The organism is Haloferax sp. SDI50 (assembly GCF_059802635.1).
Genome location: NZ_JBPULL010000003.1, coordinates 56,237 through 71,784 on the forward strand (window position 1 = coordinate 56,237; position 15,548 = coordinate 71,784).

At 68.0% G+C, this 15,548-nt stretch carries 14 protein-coding genes; 7 read left to right on the forward strand and 7 right to left on the reverse strand.

The window, feature by feature from the left end; genetic code table 11:
- The 3 genes from ACSR87_RS17265 (at nucleotide 1) to ACSR87_RS17275 (ending at nucleotide 3,570) form a co-directional block, all read left to right on the forward strand.
- Nucleotides 1–1,329: an MmgE/PrpD family protein gene (locus tag ACSR87_RS17265; RefSeq protein ID WP_498531448.1), complete on the forward strand. Its 1,329-nt coding sequence runs from the start codon at nucleotides 1–3 to the stop codon at nucleotides 1,327–1,329.
- Between the two features lie 27 nt (nucleotides 1,330–1,356).
- Nucleotides 1,357–2,730, forward strand: coding sequence for an MmgE/PrpD family protein (locus ACSR87_RS17270; RefSeq protein ID WP_498531449.1), 1,374 nt, complete (start codon nucleotides 1,357–1,359; stop codon nucleotides 2,728–2,730).
- A gap of 69 nt (nucleotides 2,731–2,799) precedes the next feature.
- Nucleotides 2,800–3,570 carry an IclR family transcriptional regulator gene (locus ACSR87_RS17275; protein ID WP_498531450.1) on the forward strand — a complete coding sequence of 257 codons (771 nt, stop codon included), beginning with the start codon at nucleotides 2,800–2,802 and terminating at the stop codon, nucleotides 3,568–3,570.
- A gap of 681 nt (nucleotides 3,571–4,251) precedes the next feature.
- Here the strand turns inward: ACSR87_RS17275 and ACSR87_RS17280 are convergent.
- Complete coding sequence (locus ACSR87_RS17280) at nucleotides 4,252–5,340, reverse strand: guanosine monophosphate reductase (protein ID WP_498531451.1); 1,089 nt, start codon at nucleotides 5,338–5,340, stop codon at nucleotides 4,252–4,254.
- A gap of 418 nt (nucleotides 5,341–5,758) precedes the next feature.
- On the opposite strand from ACSR87_RS17280, the gene glmU reads away from it, so the two are divergent.
- The 3 genes from glmU to ACSR87_RS17295 all read left to right on the forward strand — a co-directional run bounded on the left by glmU (nucleotide 5,759) and on the right by ACSR87_RS17295 (nucleotide 9,140).
- On the forward strand, nucleotides 5,759–6,994 hold the full coding sequence (gene glmU, locus ACSR87_RS17285) for a bifunctional sugar-1-phosphate nucleotidylyltransferase/acetyltransferase (RefSeq protein WP_498531452.1): 1,236 nt from the start codon (nucleotides 5,759–5,761) through the stop codon (nucleotides 6,992–6,994).
- Between the two features lie 102 nt (nucleotides 6,995–7,096).
- Nucleotides 7,097–8,482, forward strand: a complete 1,386-nt coding sequence (locus ACSR87_RS17290) for a response regulator (protein ID WP_498531453.1) — start codon at nucleotides 7,097–7,099, stop codon at nucleotides 8,480–8,482.
- A 214-nt stretch (nucleotides 8,483–8,696) separates the two neighbouring features.
- Nucleotides 8,697–9,140: an Rrf2 family transcriptional regulator gene (locus ACSR87_RS17295; protein ID WP_004040945.1), complete on the forward strand. Its 444-nt coding sequence runs from the start codon at nucleotides 8,697–8,699 to the stop codon at nucleotides 9,138–9,140.
- A gap of 18 nt (nucleotides 9,141–9,158) precedes the next feature.
- Here the strand turns inward: ACSR87_RS17295 and ACSR87_RS17300 are convergent, their stop codons facing one another.
- From ACSR87_RS17300 to ACSR87_RS17310, 3 genes are all read right to left on the reverse strand, one after another.
- Nucleotides 9,159–9,527, reverse strand: coding sequence for a winged helix-turn-helix transcriptional regulator (locus tag ACSR87_RS17300; RefSeq protein ID WP_008572290.1), 369 nt, complete (start codon nucleotides 9,525–9,527; stop codon nucleotides 9,159–9,161).
- Nucleotides 9,528–9,688: 161 nt separating this feature from the next.
- Nucleotides 9,689–10,045: a hypothetical protein gene (locus ACSR87_RS17305; RefSeq protein ID WP_004040947.1), complete on the reverse strand. Its 357-nt coding sequence runs from the start codon at nucleotides 10,043–10,045 to the stop codon at nucleotides 9,689–9,691.
- 99 nt (nucleotides 10,046–10,144) lie between these two features.
- Complete coding sequence (locus tag ACSR87_RS17310; protein WP_498531454.1) at nucleotides 10,145–10,906, reverse strand: DICT sensory domain-containing protein; 762 nt, start codon at nucleotides 10,904–10,906, stop codon at nucleotides 10,145–10,147.
- A 157-nt stretch (nucleotides 10,907–11,063) separates the two neighbouring features.
- On the opposite strand from ACSR87_RS17310, the gene ACSR87_RS17315 reads away from it, so the two are divergent.
- Nucleotides 11,064–11,297 carry a harpin-binding protein gene (locus tag ACSR87_RS17315; RefSeq protein ID WP_498531455.1) on the forward strand — a complete coding sequence of 78 codons (234 nt, stop codon included), beginning with the start codon at nucleotides 11,064–11,066 and terminating at the stop codon, nucleotides 11,295–11,297.
- Between the two features lie 44 nt (nucleotides 11,298–11,341).
- On the opposite strand, the gene ACSR87_RS17320 is transcribed toward ACSR87_RS17315, so the two are convergent.
- The 3 genes from ACSR87_RS17320 to ACSR87_RS17330 form a co-directional block, all read right to left on the reverse strand.
- Nucleotides 11,342–11,902, reverse strand: coding sequence for a helix-turn-helix domain-containing protein (locus ACSR87_RS17320; protein ID WP_498531456.1), 561 nt, complete (start codon nucleotides 11,900–11,902; stop codon nucleotides 11,342–11,344).
- Between the two features lie 197 nt (nucleotides 11,903–12,099).
- Nucleotides 12,100–13,917, reverse strand: coding sequence for a glutamine--fructose-6-phosphate transaminase (isomerizing) (gene glmS / locus ACSR87_RS17325; RefSeq protein WP_498531457.1), 1,818 nt, complete (start codon nucleotides 13,915–13,917; stop codon nucleotides 12,100–12,102).
- A complete protein-coding gene (locus tag ACSR87_RS17330; RefSeq protein WP_498531458.1) occupies nucleotides 13,917–15,086 on the reverse strand; it encodes a sugar phosphate nucleotidyltransferase in 1,170 nt (389 codons plus the stop codon). The genes glmS and ACSR87_RS17330 overlap by 1 nt, the downstream gene beginning before the upstream one ends.
- Between the last annotated feature and the right edge of the window lie 462 nt (nucleotides 15,087–15,548).

Sequence of the window (15,548 nt, forward strand, 5' to 3'; positions counted from 1 at the left end):
ATGACCGACGAAGCGCTCGCGTCGTTCGTCTCCGACCTCGACCGGACCGACCTCCCCGCGTCGGTCGTCGAGCGCGCGTCCCTCGTCGTCGCTGACACCATCGGCGCGGTACTGGGCGGCGCGTCGGACCCCGCGGTCGCCGCGTTGGCGCGCCGCTGGGCCGACGAGAACGGCGGCGAATCGACCATCATGGGGACCGCGGGCGAGCGGACCACCGCGTACCGCGCCGCGTTCGTCAACGCGGCCGCCGGGAGCGTCCTCGAACTCGACGAGGGCCACCGCTTCGCGGCCGGCCACCCGGCGATTCACGTCCTGCCCGCGCTCCTCGCGGACGGCGAGTCGGCCTACCGGAGCGGCGACGAGTTCCTGACGGCGTTCGTCGCCGGCTACGAGGCGGCGGTCCGCGCCGCCGGGGCGGTCGTCCCGCTCGCCGACGGCCTCCACCCCCACGGCGTGTGGGGCGGCGTCGGGACCGCCGCGGCCGTCGCCCGGCTCCGCGGCCTCGACGCCGAGACGACGCTCGACGCGATGCGCATGGCGGCGAACTACGCCCAGCACACCCGGTTCGAGGCGGCCACCGAGGGCGCGACCGTCAGGAACGGCTACGTGGGTATGAGCAACCTCTCGGGGGTCCTCGCGGTCGACCAAGCCGAATCGGGCTTCACCGGCCTCGACGACGGCGTGGTCCGCCACCTCGAACCCGTCGCCGCGGACGGCCCCGACCGGAGCGCCCTCGCGGACGGCCTCGGCGAGCGCTGGGAAATCGAGCGCGGCTACTTCAAGGTCCACGCGGCCTGCCGCTACACCCACGCCGCCCTCGACGCCGTGGCGCTCCTCGTCGAGGAGACGGGCGTCGGCGCGGCCGACATCGACGCCGTCACCGTCGAGACGTACCCCGCCGCGGCCGCGTTATCGGAGCCGGCACCCCAGAACGCCCTGCAAGCGAAGTTCTCGGTTCCCTTCGCCGTCGCCTCGGCGCTGACGGCCGGCGAGACCGGCAAGGAGGCGTTCACCGACGAGGCGCTGACGAAGACCGCCCTCGGATTCGCCCGGCGCGTGGACGTGGTCGCCACCGAGGAGTTCGCGGCCCGCGCCCCCGACGAGCGCGGCGCGCGCGTCACCGTCGAAACGGTCGATGGCGAACGGTACGCCCGCGAGGTGCGCGCCGCCCGCGGCGGCGAACGCGACCCGTTCACCGAATCGGAACTCCGAGCGAAGTTCGACCGACTCGTCGCGCCCGTCATCGGTGACGACGGCGTCGACGGCCTCTGGACCGCGGCGACCGAGCCCGCCGCACCCCGCGTGCTCTGCGCCCTCACTCGGGCCTGAGCCGCCCTTCGACCACGCATTCAGACCATGATTTCACACGAGCCAGTCAGAGACTGGGAACGACAGCTGTACGGCTTTCTGACCGACGAACTCCCCGACGACGTGCGCGCCGACGGCGAGCGAATCGTCGCGGACGTACTCGCGGCGACCGTCGCGGGAGCGGCCGCGCCCCAACACGCGGGCGTCTTCCGCGACGCGAAACTGGCCGACGGCCCGGCGTCCGTCCTCGGGACCGACCGCCGCGTCGACCCGTCGCAGGCGGCGCTATTGAACGCGACGGCGGCGATAACACAGGAGATAGAGGAGGGCCACAACCGCGGCGGCCACGTGGGCGCGAGCGTCGTCGCGGGCGCGGTCGGCGTCGCCGAGGCCAACGACGTTGACGGCGAGACGTTCGTGGAGGCCTGCGTCCGCTCGTACGAGCTGTGCGCGCGCTTCGAGTACGCCATCTTCGCGATGAAGGCCCGGATGAACGAGGCGATACCGTGGCTCGTCCGCAACCCGCACTCGACGTGGACGACGCTCGGCCCGGCGCTGACTGCCGCCGTCTGCGCGGGGCAGTCGCCCGACGAGGTGCGTGAGACGGTTCGCACCGCGCTGAACCTCGCGGTCGTCTCCATGCACGACCCCTTCGCGGAGGGCGCGCCGTCGCGGAACGTCACCGCCGGCTTCTCCGCGCAGGCCGGCGTGAGCGCCGCGACGCTGACCGCCGCCGGCCTCCGCGGGTCGCCCGCGGCGATGGAGGCCGTCTACGACCCGTTCGAAACGCTCCTCGCGGACGGCGAGTTCGCCGCGCTGTTCGACTCGCTCGGCGGCGACTGGTGGCTCACCGAGGCCTACCAGAAGCCGTACCCGTCGTGTCGCTACACCCACGCCCCGCTCGACGCGCTTCGGGACGCCGGCGCGGCCGACCTCGCACCCGACGACGTGGACCGAATCGACGTGTACACCTACCGCAACGGCGTCGATATGAGTCACGCGCGGCCCGAGACGCTCACCGCGGCGAAGTTCTCGACGCCGTACGTCCTCGCCCGCTGGGTCGCAGACGGGCGCGTCGAACTCGACGACTTCCTCGACGACGCGCTCGACGACGAGGCCGTGCAGGCGCTCTCGGAGCGCGTCCACCTCCACGCCGACGAGGCGTTCGAGCGGGCCTTCCCCGACGACTGGGGCGCGCGCGTCGAAGTGACCGCCCGCGACGGGAGCCGCTACGTCGGCGAGCGCGAGTACCCCCGCGGCGACTCCCGCGACCCGCTGTCGGAAGCCGACCTCGCCGCGCGCAACCGCGCTTTGCTCGCGTTCGGTCTCGGCGAGGACGCCGCGGACGCGGCGCTCGACGCGCTCTCGTCGGTCGGTTCGAGGCCGGTCCGGGAAACCGTCGCCGCGCTGACGCGGCGATAAACCGAACACTCGTTCGTCCAGTCCGAACGAGACGGTAACAATTATTACCGCACTCGATTAGTGATAACTATGAACACGGACGGAAACGGTGCGGCGGGAACAATCGGCGCTACGAAAACCTCGTTCGGCATCGTCGAACACATCAGAGACCACGACGCGAGCGGGGTGTCGGAGATAGCGAACGACCTCGGCATCTCGAAGAGCACGGCCCACAACCACCTCAAGACGCTGGCGGAACTCGGCTACGTCGTCAGGCAGGGCGACGAGTACGCGCTGGGCCTGAAGTTCCTCGACCTCGGCGACCACGCCCGGACGCGACACGCGCTGTACCACGCCTCCATCGGCGAGATGGACGACCTCGTCGAGGCCGTCGGCGAGCGCGGGCAGGTGATGGTCGAGGAGAACGGCCGCGGCGTCTACATCTATCAGGTGAAGTCCGAACAGGGCCTCCAGACCGACTCGCACATCGGCACGACCGTGGACCTCCACACCACGGCGGTCGGCAAGTCCTACCTCGCGTTCTGCGACGAGGAGCGTCGAAACGAGATACTCGACGGCGAACTGACGCGCCTGACGACGAAGACGATAGATGACCGCGACGCCCTCGAAGCCGAGTTGGCGACGATTCGCGAGCGCGGCTACGCCTTCAACGACGAAGAGCGCATCACCGGCATGCGGGCGGTCGGCGCGCCGATTCTCTCCGACGACGAAACCATCCTCGGCGCGATTAGCGTCTCCGGCCCGACCACCCGGATGAAAGGCGAGTGGTACCACACGGAGGTCCCGGAGATGGTGACGCAGGCCGCCCGCGTCATCGGCATCCGCGCGACGTACTCGTAGCGTCTTGTTGTGAGGAACAGTTGTTCGGCAGTGCCGTATTCCGAGCGATAGTTGACGACGGACGCGTCGGTCTCAGCGTCGCTCGGACGAACCGACGAAGTCCGATTTGAATTACAAAGATAGCTCTGTAATGGTAATCGAATCGACTCGGCACGACCCGTGACACGGATACGGGCGTCACGCGCCACGGCCGGAGTCGAGCGAGCACGTCGGCGGACATATCACTAAGGTTGGAACACATGCGAGTATGATATGTTTCCGTCACCGACTCTCGTGAGGAGAGGACACTCGATTTGAGGTCAGCGTTTCGACGGCCGGGGGCGAGTTCCACTCGGGGCGACGCAAACGGGACGAACGATGCGTTTTGATGCTACACGCGGTGTATTCGAGCGAAAAGTCGGTTGTCGTCGTGACGAGTGATTCGGTGAGGGCGGCCCGTTTTCGGTTCGGGTGTCGAGCGTTTCGAGTCGGTCCGGGAGTATATATCGACTCGAAGTACGTGGCAGTTTTCAAAAATGAACGTAGGAACAGCGGTTAATCTGACAATCGGACGAGCGCGACGCTACCGACGTGTCGAGGCGAGCGCTGTCGCTCCGCGAGGGCGCGGTCGCCGGCGTGGCGGTTTCACCCTCGCTCTATCGCGTCGCATCGCGTCGCGGGTCGGCCGCGACGACGCCGGAGTCAGTCGGCCATCGGGGCCTGCAACTCGCGTTCGGCCTCCTCGTCGATCTCGACGGGACCCTCGGCGAAGACGACGCCGTGTGCGCCCTCGCGCTTCTTCGCGCTCGCCGCGACGCGGACGAAGGAGGCCTTATCCCGGGCGTCCGCGAGCGTGTGACCGCCGCAGTAGCTCACGCCGGAGCGAATCCCGCCGAGGAACTCCTCGACGAGCGGTTCGACCGGTCCCTTGTAGGGCGTGAGCGCCTCGACGCCCTCGCCGGCGTCAACGTCGCTCTGTTTGTCCTCGCGGTCGGCGGCGGCCTCCGTGGAGGCCATCCCGCGGGAGCGCTTGTACGTCTCGCCGTCGACCTCGACGACCCGGCCCGGTGCCTCGTCGGTCCCGGCGAAGAAACTACCCATCATGACGGTGTCCGCGCCGGCCATGAGCGCCTTCGCGGCGTCGCCGGAGGTCCGAATCCCCCCGTCTGCCATGACGTGGATACCGAGGTCGTGCGCCCGCTCGGCGCACTCCGAGACGGCCGTGAGCTGCGGATAGCCCGCGCCCGCGACCTCGCGGGTCGTGCAGTGCGACCCCGGCCCGACGCCGACTTTCACGCAGCCCGCGCCGGCCTTCCAGAGGTCCTCGACGGCCGCCGGCGTGACGACGTTGCCCGCGACGATTTCGGGGTCGAACTCGTCGCGAATCCGCGCGACTGCGTCCAGACACCGCTCCATGTGGCCGTGAGCGATATCCATCACAATCGCGTCCGCGCCGGCGTCGAGGAGCGCCTCGGTCCGGTCGAGGTAGTCCTCGTTGATGCCGACCGCGCCCGCGACGGTCCCGCCCGCCTCGTCGACGCGTCGGACCTGTTCGGCCTGCTCGTCCACATCGAGGAAGCGGTGGACGACGCCGAGGCCGCCGAGGCCCGAGAGCGTCCCCGCGAGGTCGGCTTCGGTGACGGTGTCCATGGCCGCGCTGACGAGCGGCGTGTCGAGGCGCAAGTCGGGCGTCACGTTGGTCGAGAGGTCCACGTCGCTCCGGCTGTCGACCGGGGAGCGCTGCGGAACCAGCAATACGTCTCCGTAAGAGAGTCCTGTGCGAATCTCCATCGTAACCCTCCACAGCCGAAGGGTGCGAGGGTGATAACGCCGACGAACGCGGTTCGCGTCGCCGCGGAACGAAACTATTACACGTTGGCGTTCGTCCGTTCACTAACACACGGCGCCGCGTTTCGTGCGAATCTCCGACCCATCGTAACCCCAACACAGTCGCCGTTCGCGGGCCGTGTGGTTCGAACCGTCCACGAGCGACCGCACCGCGCGAGAGCGAGCTATCGGACTCGAATCCGGCGCGGAGTTCGCAAGCGTTTTGGTAGGCTGATATTGACGGATAGTTGCCGTACCGGCCGTGCCACCTCGAGTCGGTATCGGTAGGTGGATCAGAGGCAACCCACAACGTCACGATTGGTCCCCGCCTCAGTACTTCTCCGACCGAAGACATTTCTTCCGCGCAGTCCCTTAGGAGGGTATGCAGACAGTCATTCTCGCCGCCGGCCGCGGCACCCGGATGCGTCCGCTCACGGACCGCCGACCCAAGCCCATGCTCCCCGTGGCCGACAGGCCGCTGGTCGCGCACACCGCCGACGCCGCCGTCGCGGCCGGCGCGACGGACATCACGCTCGTCGTCGGCTACGAGGCCGCTGACGTGCGCGACTACTTCGGCGACGAGCGCGGGGGCGTCCCCGTCGAGTTCGCCGTCCAGTCGGAACAGCGCGGGACGGCCGACGCGGTCCGCGCCGCGGCCTCCCACCTCGACCCCGACGAGCCGTTCGTCGTGCTCAACGGCGACGCGCTGTACGACGTGCCGTCGCTTTCGACGCTGTACGAGGGGACGCCCGCGGTCGGGTCGTTCCGCGTCGACGACCCGAGTTCCTACGGCGTCCTCGACACCGACGACGGCGGCTTCGTCACCGGCGTCGTCGAGAAGCCCGCCGACCCACCGTCGGACCTCGTCAACGCCGGCGCGTACGTCTTCCCCGCCGAGGCCCACGACTGGCTCGACGTGGCCGAGAGCGACCGGGGAGAACTCGAACTGACCGACGTGCTCGCGGCGACCTGCGAGGCCTACGACGTGCGCGGCGTCGCCTTCGACCGCTGGCTCGACGTGGGGCGGCCGTGGGAACTCCTCGAAGCCAACGAGTGGAAACTCGACGAACTCGACCCGCGAATCGACGGCGACGTGTCCGAGCGCGCCGAACTCGACGGACCGGTCGTCGTCGAGGCGGGCGCGACGGTCCGCTCGGGCGTGGTCATCGAGGGACCCGTCCTCGTCCGCAGCGGGGCCACGGTCGGGCCGAACGCCTACGTCCGCGGGCGCACGCTTATCGGCGAACACGCCAAGGTCGGCCACGCCGTCGAAGTGAAAAACAGCGTCCTGATGGAGGGCGCGACGGTCGGCCACCTCTCGTACGTCGGTGACAGCCTCCTCGGCCGCGACGCGAACTTCGGCGCGGGGACGAAGGTGGCGAACCTCCGCCACGACGGCGAGCCGGTCCGGCAGATGCTCAAGGGCGAACTCGTCTCCTCGGGTCGCCGGAAGTACGGCGTCGTCCTCGGCGACGGGGTGAAAACCGGCATCAACGCCTCGCTGAACGCGGGCGTCAGAATCCCGACCGGCGGCACGGTCAAACCCGGCGAGTCCGTCCTCTACGACCGCATCGACGAGCGAGAGGCTGCGGACGAGACGGACGGGAGAGACGAGTGAGCGAGGCGTGAACGAACACGCGTCGGATAGGTTTTGACAATCGGATAACAGTTAATCTGCCAAACAGTTATCAGACAGACCGCCGAACAACAGCCACAGCGCATGGACGTAATCGAGGGGGAGTCGTCAGCGATACGCGTGCTCTACGTCGATGACGACGAGGGGCTGTTGGCGCTGACGAAGCGGTTTCTCGAATCGTCGGACGACGGTATCGAGGTCGAGACGACCGACTCGCCGCGGCGGGCGCTGCGACTCCTCGAATCGGAGTCGTTCGACGCGGTCGTCTCCGACTATCAGATGCCCGAAATGTCTGGACTCGAACTGCTGTCGGAGCTCCGCGACGGGCGCGACTCCGGCATTCCCTTCGTCATCTTCACCGGGCGGAGCCGCGAGGAGGTCGCCATCGAGGCGCTGAACCTCGGGGCGGACAGCTACCTCCAGAAGGGCGGCGACCCGACGGCGCAGTACGGCGTCCTCCGGCAGACGCTCGTCCGCATCACGGAACACCGGCGCGCGGAACGGCGACTCCGCGAGCGCGAGGCGTATCTCCGCGTCACCCTCGATTCCATCGCCGAGGGCGTCGTCGCCACCGACGCCGACGGGACGGTCGTCCAACTGAACCGGACCGCCGAGGAGATAACCGGCTACGACGCCGAGGCCGCCGTCGGCAAGCAGCTTTCGGACGTGCTCCACCTCGTCGACGGCGCGACCGGCGAGCGCATCGACCCGGTGCGACGCGTCGCCGACGCGGACGGGCCGGTCGAACTCGCCGCGGGAACGAAACTCGTGACGAGCGACGGCGACGAGCGCTACATCGAAGACAGCATGTCGCCCATCAGGACCGACGACGGGTCGGTCGAGGGCGTCGTCGCCGTGTTCCGCGACGTGACCGAGGCCTACCGCGAGCGAGAGCGACGGGAGCGCCAACAGCGGGCGCTCATCGACCTCGCGACCGACGAGACGGTCATCGCGGGCTCGTTCGAGGACGCGCTGCCGCGAATCACCGAGACGATGGCGACGGTGTTAGACGTCGAGCGCGCGAGCGTCTGGCTGTTCGACGACGCCGAGACGCTCCGCTGTGTCGACCAGTACGACCGGTTGTCGGGCGAGCACAACGTCGGGACGACGCTGACTGCCTCGAACTACCCGTCGTACTTCGCGGCGCTGGAGACGAATCGAGCGCTCGGCGTCGACGACGTTCGGACCGACCCCGCGACCGCAGAGCTTCGGGACGGCTACCTCGAACAGAAGGACATCACGTCGCTGCTCGACGCGACGGTCAGGTCGGGCGGCGAAGTCGTCGGCGTCGTCTGTCACGAACACGTCGGCGAGCCGCGACGGTGGCGGAGCGACGAACGGCGGTTCGCCGCCGAGGTCGCCGACAACGTGGTCATCGCGCTCATGCGAGCGACCGACGTCGACGCGCTCCCGACGAGCGCCGACGAGGACGGCACAGACGAGACGCGACCGGGACGAGACGAAGGCTGAATCGGCCGTCGCGCTGAGCGACCGGCCGACGGCACCACCCCGAGTCTCCGTTTCGACGATTCGAAGCCTCCATTCGGTCAGTTCTCGTCGTCGAAGCCGAACATCGGGTCTCCGAGTCGAGAGAGGGGTTGAGAAACGTCGGTTCCGCGACGAATCCGGCGAAATCGGCGCAGCACCGTGAAATCTAAAATGCCCGTAGCTCCAAAGAACGTGTATGTCGAACAGCAGCCGATTCGTCGTCGCGACGCACGTGCTGACTAACTTGGCGGTGCGGAGCGACGAGCGGCTGTCTTCCGACCGTCTCGCGTGGAGCGTCAACACGAATCCGGTGGTCATCCGGCAGCTCCTGTGTTCGCTTCGGGAGGCGGACCTCGTCGATTCCAAGCGCGGCCCGACCGGCGGCTTCACGCTGGCCCACGAGCCGGACGCCATCACGCTTCGCGACATCTACGAGGCGGTGGAGGACGCCGAGCCGTTCTGTTTCCACACGAACGAACCGAACGACGAGTGCACCGTCGGCGAACACATCCAGCCGGTGCTCGGCGAACTGCTCGAACCGGCGATTCAGGCGATGCTCGACGAACTCGACTCGGTCACCGTCGCGGACGTCCACGCGGAAATCGTCGAGACGGCGGACGGCGACCCGCTCGAAGCGTAGCGCGGCGCGGAGCGCGGTTCAGGCCGTCGACTGCACCGTCTCACTCTCGGCCGACTCCTCGCGCTCGGCGTCGAGCCACTCGGTGGCCCACTCCTGTATCTCGTCGAACACCGGGCACAGCGAGACGCCCTTGTCGGTCAGCGAGTAGTACGTCGCCACCGGCGCGTCCTCTTCCATCCGGCGGTCGACGAAGCCGTGTTCCTGCAAGTCGTCGAGGACGCGAGAGAGCGTCCGCGAGCTCGCGCCGGTCGAACGCTTCAGCTCGTTGAACCGCTTTTCACCGTCTTGGAGGTCGTGGAGGACGATGAGACGCCACTGCGACCCGATTTGCTTCAGCGAGTCGATGATGGGGCAGGGGGCGTCGTCGAGGGTCATATCCGTGGCCATATCCCCACATCGAGTTCGACCCTCTTTAGCAGTTCGGTTAGTACACCTGCTTTCGAAACGTTACCTGATTCGGCTCCGGACCGACAGATCGGCCGGCCGGCTTCCGACTGACCCATCACCGACCGACTACCGGCTGGCTGCCGACCAGCCGACCGGGTCGCTCAGGCGAGCAGCCGCGAGAGGAGGAGAAACACGCGCTTGAGGTTCTTCGAGAGGCTCGATTGATTCTCCGAGTAGAGCGTCACGCCGTCGTCCGGCCCGTGAATCTGTACGCAGCGGCCCCGGTCCGACAGGTCCTTCAACTCGATTCCCCGGACCGAATCGAGCGGGATGACGAGGTAGCGGTACTCCTCGTCTTGGATGTCGGCGTTACAGTGGTCGCCGTAGACGTGGATGCTCCGCTCCGTGACCGCGAGTTCGTAGCCGACGTAGCTCATCCCGGCGATTTCGGCCCCGGCGCGACCGCCCTTGACTTTGCCTTTCAGGTGCGAGGCGTCGAGGAGAATTCCGTCAACCATACGCCCGATTCCAAGCGGGCGCTCCTAAGTATTCGCGTCCAGTTCTCCGAATTGATTTTCTTGGTTCCGGGGAGCACTCGGCTGCCGACGAGAGCTCGGTCAAGCAGTCAGCTGGCAGCCGTCGTCCGCGTCGTCGCCAGAGCCATCGGATTCGATAATCGAGTACGACGAGACGAGGTGGTTGACGATGTAGTCGACCGTCGAGGGGTCGTACGTCCAGAAGCCGGTGAAGCCGAACCCCGGTTCGGTCTCCTCGGCGACGAGCGCGCATTTGTAGTCACCGACGCCGTTGCCGTCGTAGGCGACGAACCAGGAGCGCCGAATTTCGTCGGAGCGCGCGAGATGGAGTTGGAACTGGTCGGCCTGCGGGACCTCGCCGTTCGGGTAGATGTACGCGTGGACCGAGAGGTCGTCGCGGCTGCCGAGGCGGCGGTACGTTTCGAGTTGCGGGCGGAGGTTCCCGCCCGACTGGAAGCCCGAGTGGAGTTCGCCCGCGCCGACGCGCCACGCGCGGTCCTCGATTTCGCGGGTGGCGTTGAGCATCTGCTGCCGGTCGTAGGAGGTAAACAGCGTCTCGTCGAGGTGGTCGAGAATCGGCGCGTACGAGTCGCGTTCGAACCCCGGTTCGACGTCCTCGGGGTGCGCGAGGAGGTCGTCGACCGAGACGGCCGTGTGGAACTCGTCGCCGGTACCCAGCACCGCGTAGTTCGACGGACCCTCGTCGGAACTCGCAGACACCACCGAGACGTTTCGCTCCGCGAAATGCTCGGCGAGTCGCTCGACGACGCCTGGCGTCGGATTGAACACCGTCAGCGTTCGTTCCGAGGCGGCGACGCCGGAGATGAGTTCGCTGAGAGACATTACCGGGAGAACGCTACAACGGGTTATCATTCTTTGCAATAATATGGTATGCGAGACCGGCGAGTCGGGACGCGAAACCGGTCGACTCGCCCGGAAGGAAGTCGTTACCGGGAGAGAACAGCGTCCTAACTATGCCCCACAAGCGTGTACGTTCAGTATGATTTCCGACGCGCCCCGTTCTCGGACCCCCGCGGAAGTCGACGACGAACTCGGGGCCGACGTTCGCTCGTGGTTCGCCGCCGAGGTCCCCGACATCGTCGCCGGACTCGAAGCCTCGCAGTCCATCGGTCCGGTCACTGCGGCGGCCGCCCGCCAACTCATCGCGGTCGGCCGCGCGAGGGACGCGCTCGCGCTCGTCCTCGGCGAGGTCGACGGGTCGTGGCGGCGATAGGGTCGCTCGTCGCGGCGAGCGACGCGGACTCGGCGGCCGGCGGATTACTTCTCGCGCGAATTCGTGTCTCTGACGTACAGTTCGACCAGCGAGTCGAGCAGGGTCGGAGCCAGTCGAAACCGAACGTCAACGCTGTTTTGCTCGCGGTCGTACGCGAGCTGCTGGACGTCTATCGCGGCCAGAAGCGTGCGCATCGCGTCGACGACGTAGTTGCTCGACCCCGCCTCGACGCGGAGGCCGTCGCCGAGGTGAATCGAGAGGCCGTCGACGGCCGTCTCGTAACACGTCTTGCTCGGCGCGTCGACTCGCTGGGTCCGTTCGACCAAGCCGAGGCTCGAAAGCGTCTCCAGTCGGCGGTAGATGGTCGATTCGGAGACCTCGCAGCTCTCGGCGAGCTCCTCGGCGGTCATCGGCGCGCGGTTGCACGCCAACAGCACGCTCCGGGAAACGTCGTCTCCGAGCGCGTCGAGGAGGTCGTCGTCGGACGACTCTGGGGTGATATCGGTCTCGTCGGCCGCCGCCGCGGCGTCGCTCTCGTCGGTCAGTGGGCCGGGAGGCCCGTCAGAAGCCGAAAGAACGTCGTCCACGAGGTCGCGTCGGGTCATCGCATGTTACCTGACGCGGGCGGGTAATATGTAATCGGTGCCTACAATCGAGATAAGCTTCGCTTATCCACGAACAGTCTCGAATCTCTGAAAACAGCGACCGGGGACCGAAACCGAACGACTGCGGCGAATTAATGGGTTCGAAACGTCGGAACGCGCCGGTGAGACCCGCCACGACCGCACCGCTCGCTCACGGCTCACTCGACGGTGACGCACTTGGCGAGGTTGCGCGGCTTGTCGATGGGTCGTTCGAGCAGGTCCGCGGCGTGGTACGCGACGAGCTGGAGTTGGACGTTGGCGAGGACGCCGGCGATGTCGGGATGCGTGTCCGGGATTCTGAGTACGTGGTCCGCGAACTCGGTCACTTCGCCCGAGCGGTCGCTCGTGATGGCGATGACGGGCGCGCCGCGAGCTTGGACCTCCTTGACGTTGCTCAGCGTCGCCTCGTCCTCGTGGCCCGTGAAGATAGCGAACACCGGCGACAGTGGCGTGACGAGCGCCAGCGGGCCGTGTTTGAGTTCGGAGGCGGCGAACCCCTCGGCGTGCTCGTAGGAAATTTCTTTGAACTTCAGCGCGCCTTCGAGGGCGACGGGGTGGGCGACCCCGCGACCGATGAAGAAGTACGCGTCGCTGCCCTCGTACTCGATGGCGATTTCGCGGGCCATCGAGGTGTCGAGCACCTCCTGTACGTCGCCCGGGAGCCGCGACAGCGCCTCCATCAGGTCGCGCGCGGCGGGCGACTTCGCGCCGGTCACGTCCTCGACGATGCGCTCGGTGAGGAGCGTCAGCGCCGTCACCTGCGACGAGAACGTCTTGGTGGCCGCGACGCCGATTTCCGGGCCGGCGCGGATGAGCAGTTCGTCGTCGCACTCGCGGGTTATCGACGAGCCGACGACGTTCGTGACCGCGAGGGTCCGCGCGCCGGCGGCGCGGGCGCGGCGCACGGCGTCGAGGGTGTCGGCTGTCTCCCCCGACTGGCTGACCGCGACGACGAGCGTGTCGGGCGTCACCGGCGGCTTGATGACCGAGTACTCGCCGGCCATGAACGCGTAGGCGGGGATGCCCCGGGAGTTGAGCAGCGACGCCGCGTACATTCCGGCGTGGTGCGAGGTGCCCATCGCGAGGAGGTGGACCTGCTGCACGTCGGCGAACGACTCCGGCGGGAACTCCTCTAGTTCGACGCCGCCGGCGTGGGTGTTCAGCCGGCTCTGGGTGGTCCGCCGGAGCGCGCCGGGTTGTTCGTGAATCTCCTTGTACATGTAGTGCTCGTAGCCGCCCTTCGTCGCCGTCTCGGGGTCCCACTCGACGTGTTCGACGGGGCGGTCGACCGCGCGGCCGGCCGAATCGGTGATTTCGTAGCCGTCCGAGCGAGTGACGACGAAGTCGCCGTCGTGGAGGTAGATGACGCGCGCCGTGTGCTGGATGAACGCGGGCACGTCGCTGGCGAGGTAGTACTCGTCGTCGCCGACGCCGAGAACGAGGGGCGACCCGGAGCGGGTCGCGAAGATGGCCTCCTCGTCACCGATGATGGCCGCGATGGCGTAACTCCCCGAGAGACTGCCGACCGCGGCGCGGAACGCCTCCTCGGGAGTCGCGCCGTCGCGGAGGTTCTCCTCGATGAGGTGCGGGACGACCTCGGTGTCGGTCTCGCTGCTGAAGACGTGGCCGCGGGCTTCGAGGTCGCTCCGGAGCGATTGGAAGTTCGAGATGATGCCGTTGTGGACGACGGCGATGCGGCCCGACTCGTCGGTGTGCGGGTGGGCGTTGCCGTCGGTGACGCCGCCGTGGGTCGCCCAGCGGGTGTGACCGATGCCGTAGTCGCCGGCGATGGGGTTCTGCTCGACGGCCGCGACGAGTTCGGAGACCTCGCCGACGCGCTTCGTCAGCGAGATGCCCGAGCCGTTTTTGACGGCGATACCGGCCGAGTCGTAGCCGCGGTACTCCAGTCGCTGGAGGCCGTCGACGAGCGAGTCCACGGAGTCGTCCGCGCCGATGCAGGCGGTGATGCCGCACATCAGTGAGTCACCTCCACGCGCTCGCGAACGTCGCCGTGTAAGACCGTGCCGGGGCCGACGACGGCCTCAGCACCGACGCGACTCCCGGGCGTGAGCGTCACGTTCGCGCCGACCTCGGCGCGGTCACCGATGATACTCCCGAGGCGGCGGTCGGTGTAGAGCCGGCCTTCGAGGATGACATCGGCGCGGCCGCCGGGCGAGACGACGCCGTCGCCGACGGTCGCGCCGGGGCCGACGACGGAGTCGCGGAGGACGACGCCCGCGCCGACCCGCGCGTCGGTCGAGAGAATGGAGCGCTCGATGACGCTGTTCGCGCCGACGGAGACGTTGTTCTGGAGGCACGAGCCACCGCTGACGACCGCGCCCGGCCCCACGTCGCAGTCGTCGCCGACGACGACGTGGTCGCCGAGGAGCGCGCGCTCGTGGACCCGCGCCGACGCGGCGACCGCGTCGTCGTGTCTGCGCGCGAGGAGCGTCTCGGTCACGGAGAGGAGCCCCCACGGGTGGGAGGGGTCGAGCCAGCCGCCGTTGACGAGGACGGACGTGACGTGCCCGTCGAGGTAGTGAATCACGTCGGGAAGCCGCGTCTCGCCGTCGTGCGGCGGGGTGCGCCGGAGCGCCTCGAAGACGGCGTCGTCGAAGACGTAGACGCCCGCGTTGACGAGATAGCCCTCGCTGTCGACGGCGTGTTCGTCGATGTCGGCGATGCGACCGTTGTCCTCGACGACGACGCCGTACTCCTCGGGCGTGTCGGACTCGGCGACCGCGATGGTCGCCACCGAGTCGGTCGTCGAGAAGCGTTCGAGCGCCTTCAAGACGATGTCGGCGTCGATGACGTTGTCGCCGTTGCAGACGACGAACGGGCCGGTGACGAGCTCCTCGGCGAGGAGGAGCGCATGACCGCTTCCGAGCCGGGTGTCCTGGTGGACGAACTCGATGTCCGCGTCGGGGTACGTCGCAGAGAGATGCGATTGGATGCGGTCGGCGCGGTGGCCGACGACGACGACGGCCCGCTCGATACCGGACTCGAACAGCGCGTCGAGGACGTACTCGACGACCGGTCGGTTTGCGACCGGGAGCATCGGCTTCGGCTGGAAGGTGGTGAGCGGGCGGAGCCGCCGCCCCTCGCCGGCCGCGAGGACGACCGCCTCGGTGAGACGGTCGTTCATGCGCACCCTCCCGCGAGCGACGGGCGTTCGGAACGTGACCGTGACGGTGTGCGAGTCATGAAAGCAACAGGGACCGCGACGGGGATTGTTATACAGCGAGTTCCCCGAACCGGTCTCGCGTTAGGGTCGCGTGTGAGACTGTTGCAAGCGGAGACCACAGTCCGAAATCGACGGGGCAGACGGTTCGGACGCGCCTAATCGGAGGGTGTCCCCCCGACAGTGTCGCGGCGCGACGAAGCCGCCGCGTCGGTCGCATGGACTGCGAATCACACCCGCGGAGTGAGAGCTGACAGCGGTGGGGGAGCCGGGGAGAGCTGATTCGGCGGGAGGAGGGAAAAGGAGGGCAGACAGCGGGGAGAGGAAACGGAAAGAGTCGGGCCGAGCACCGCGGCTGTTCGAAAGCGGAGCGAAGTAAAATCCGGGTGCAGTCGTTCGAAATCGGTATCGTCGCGGACGCGACGA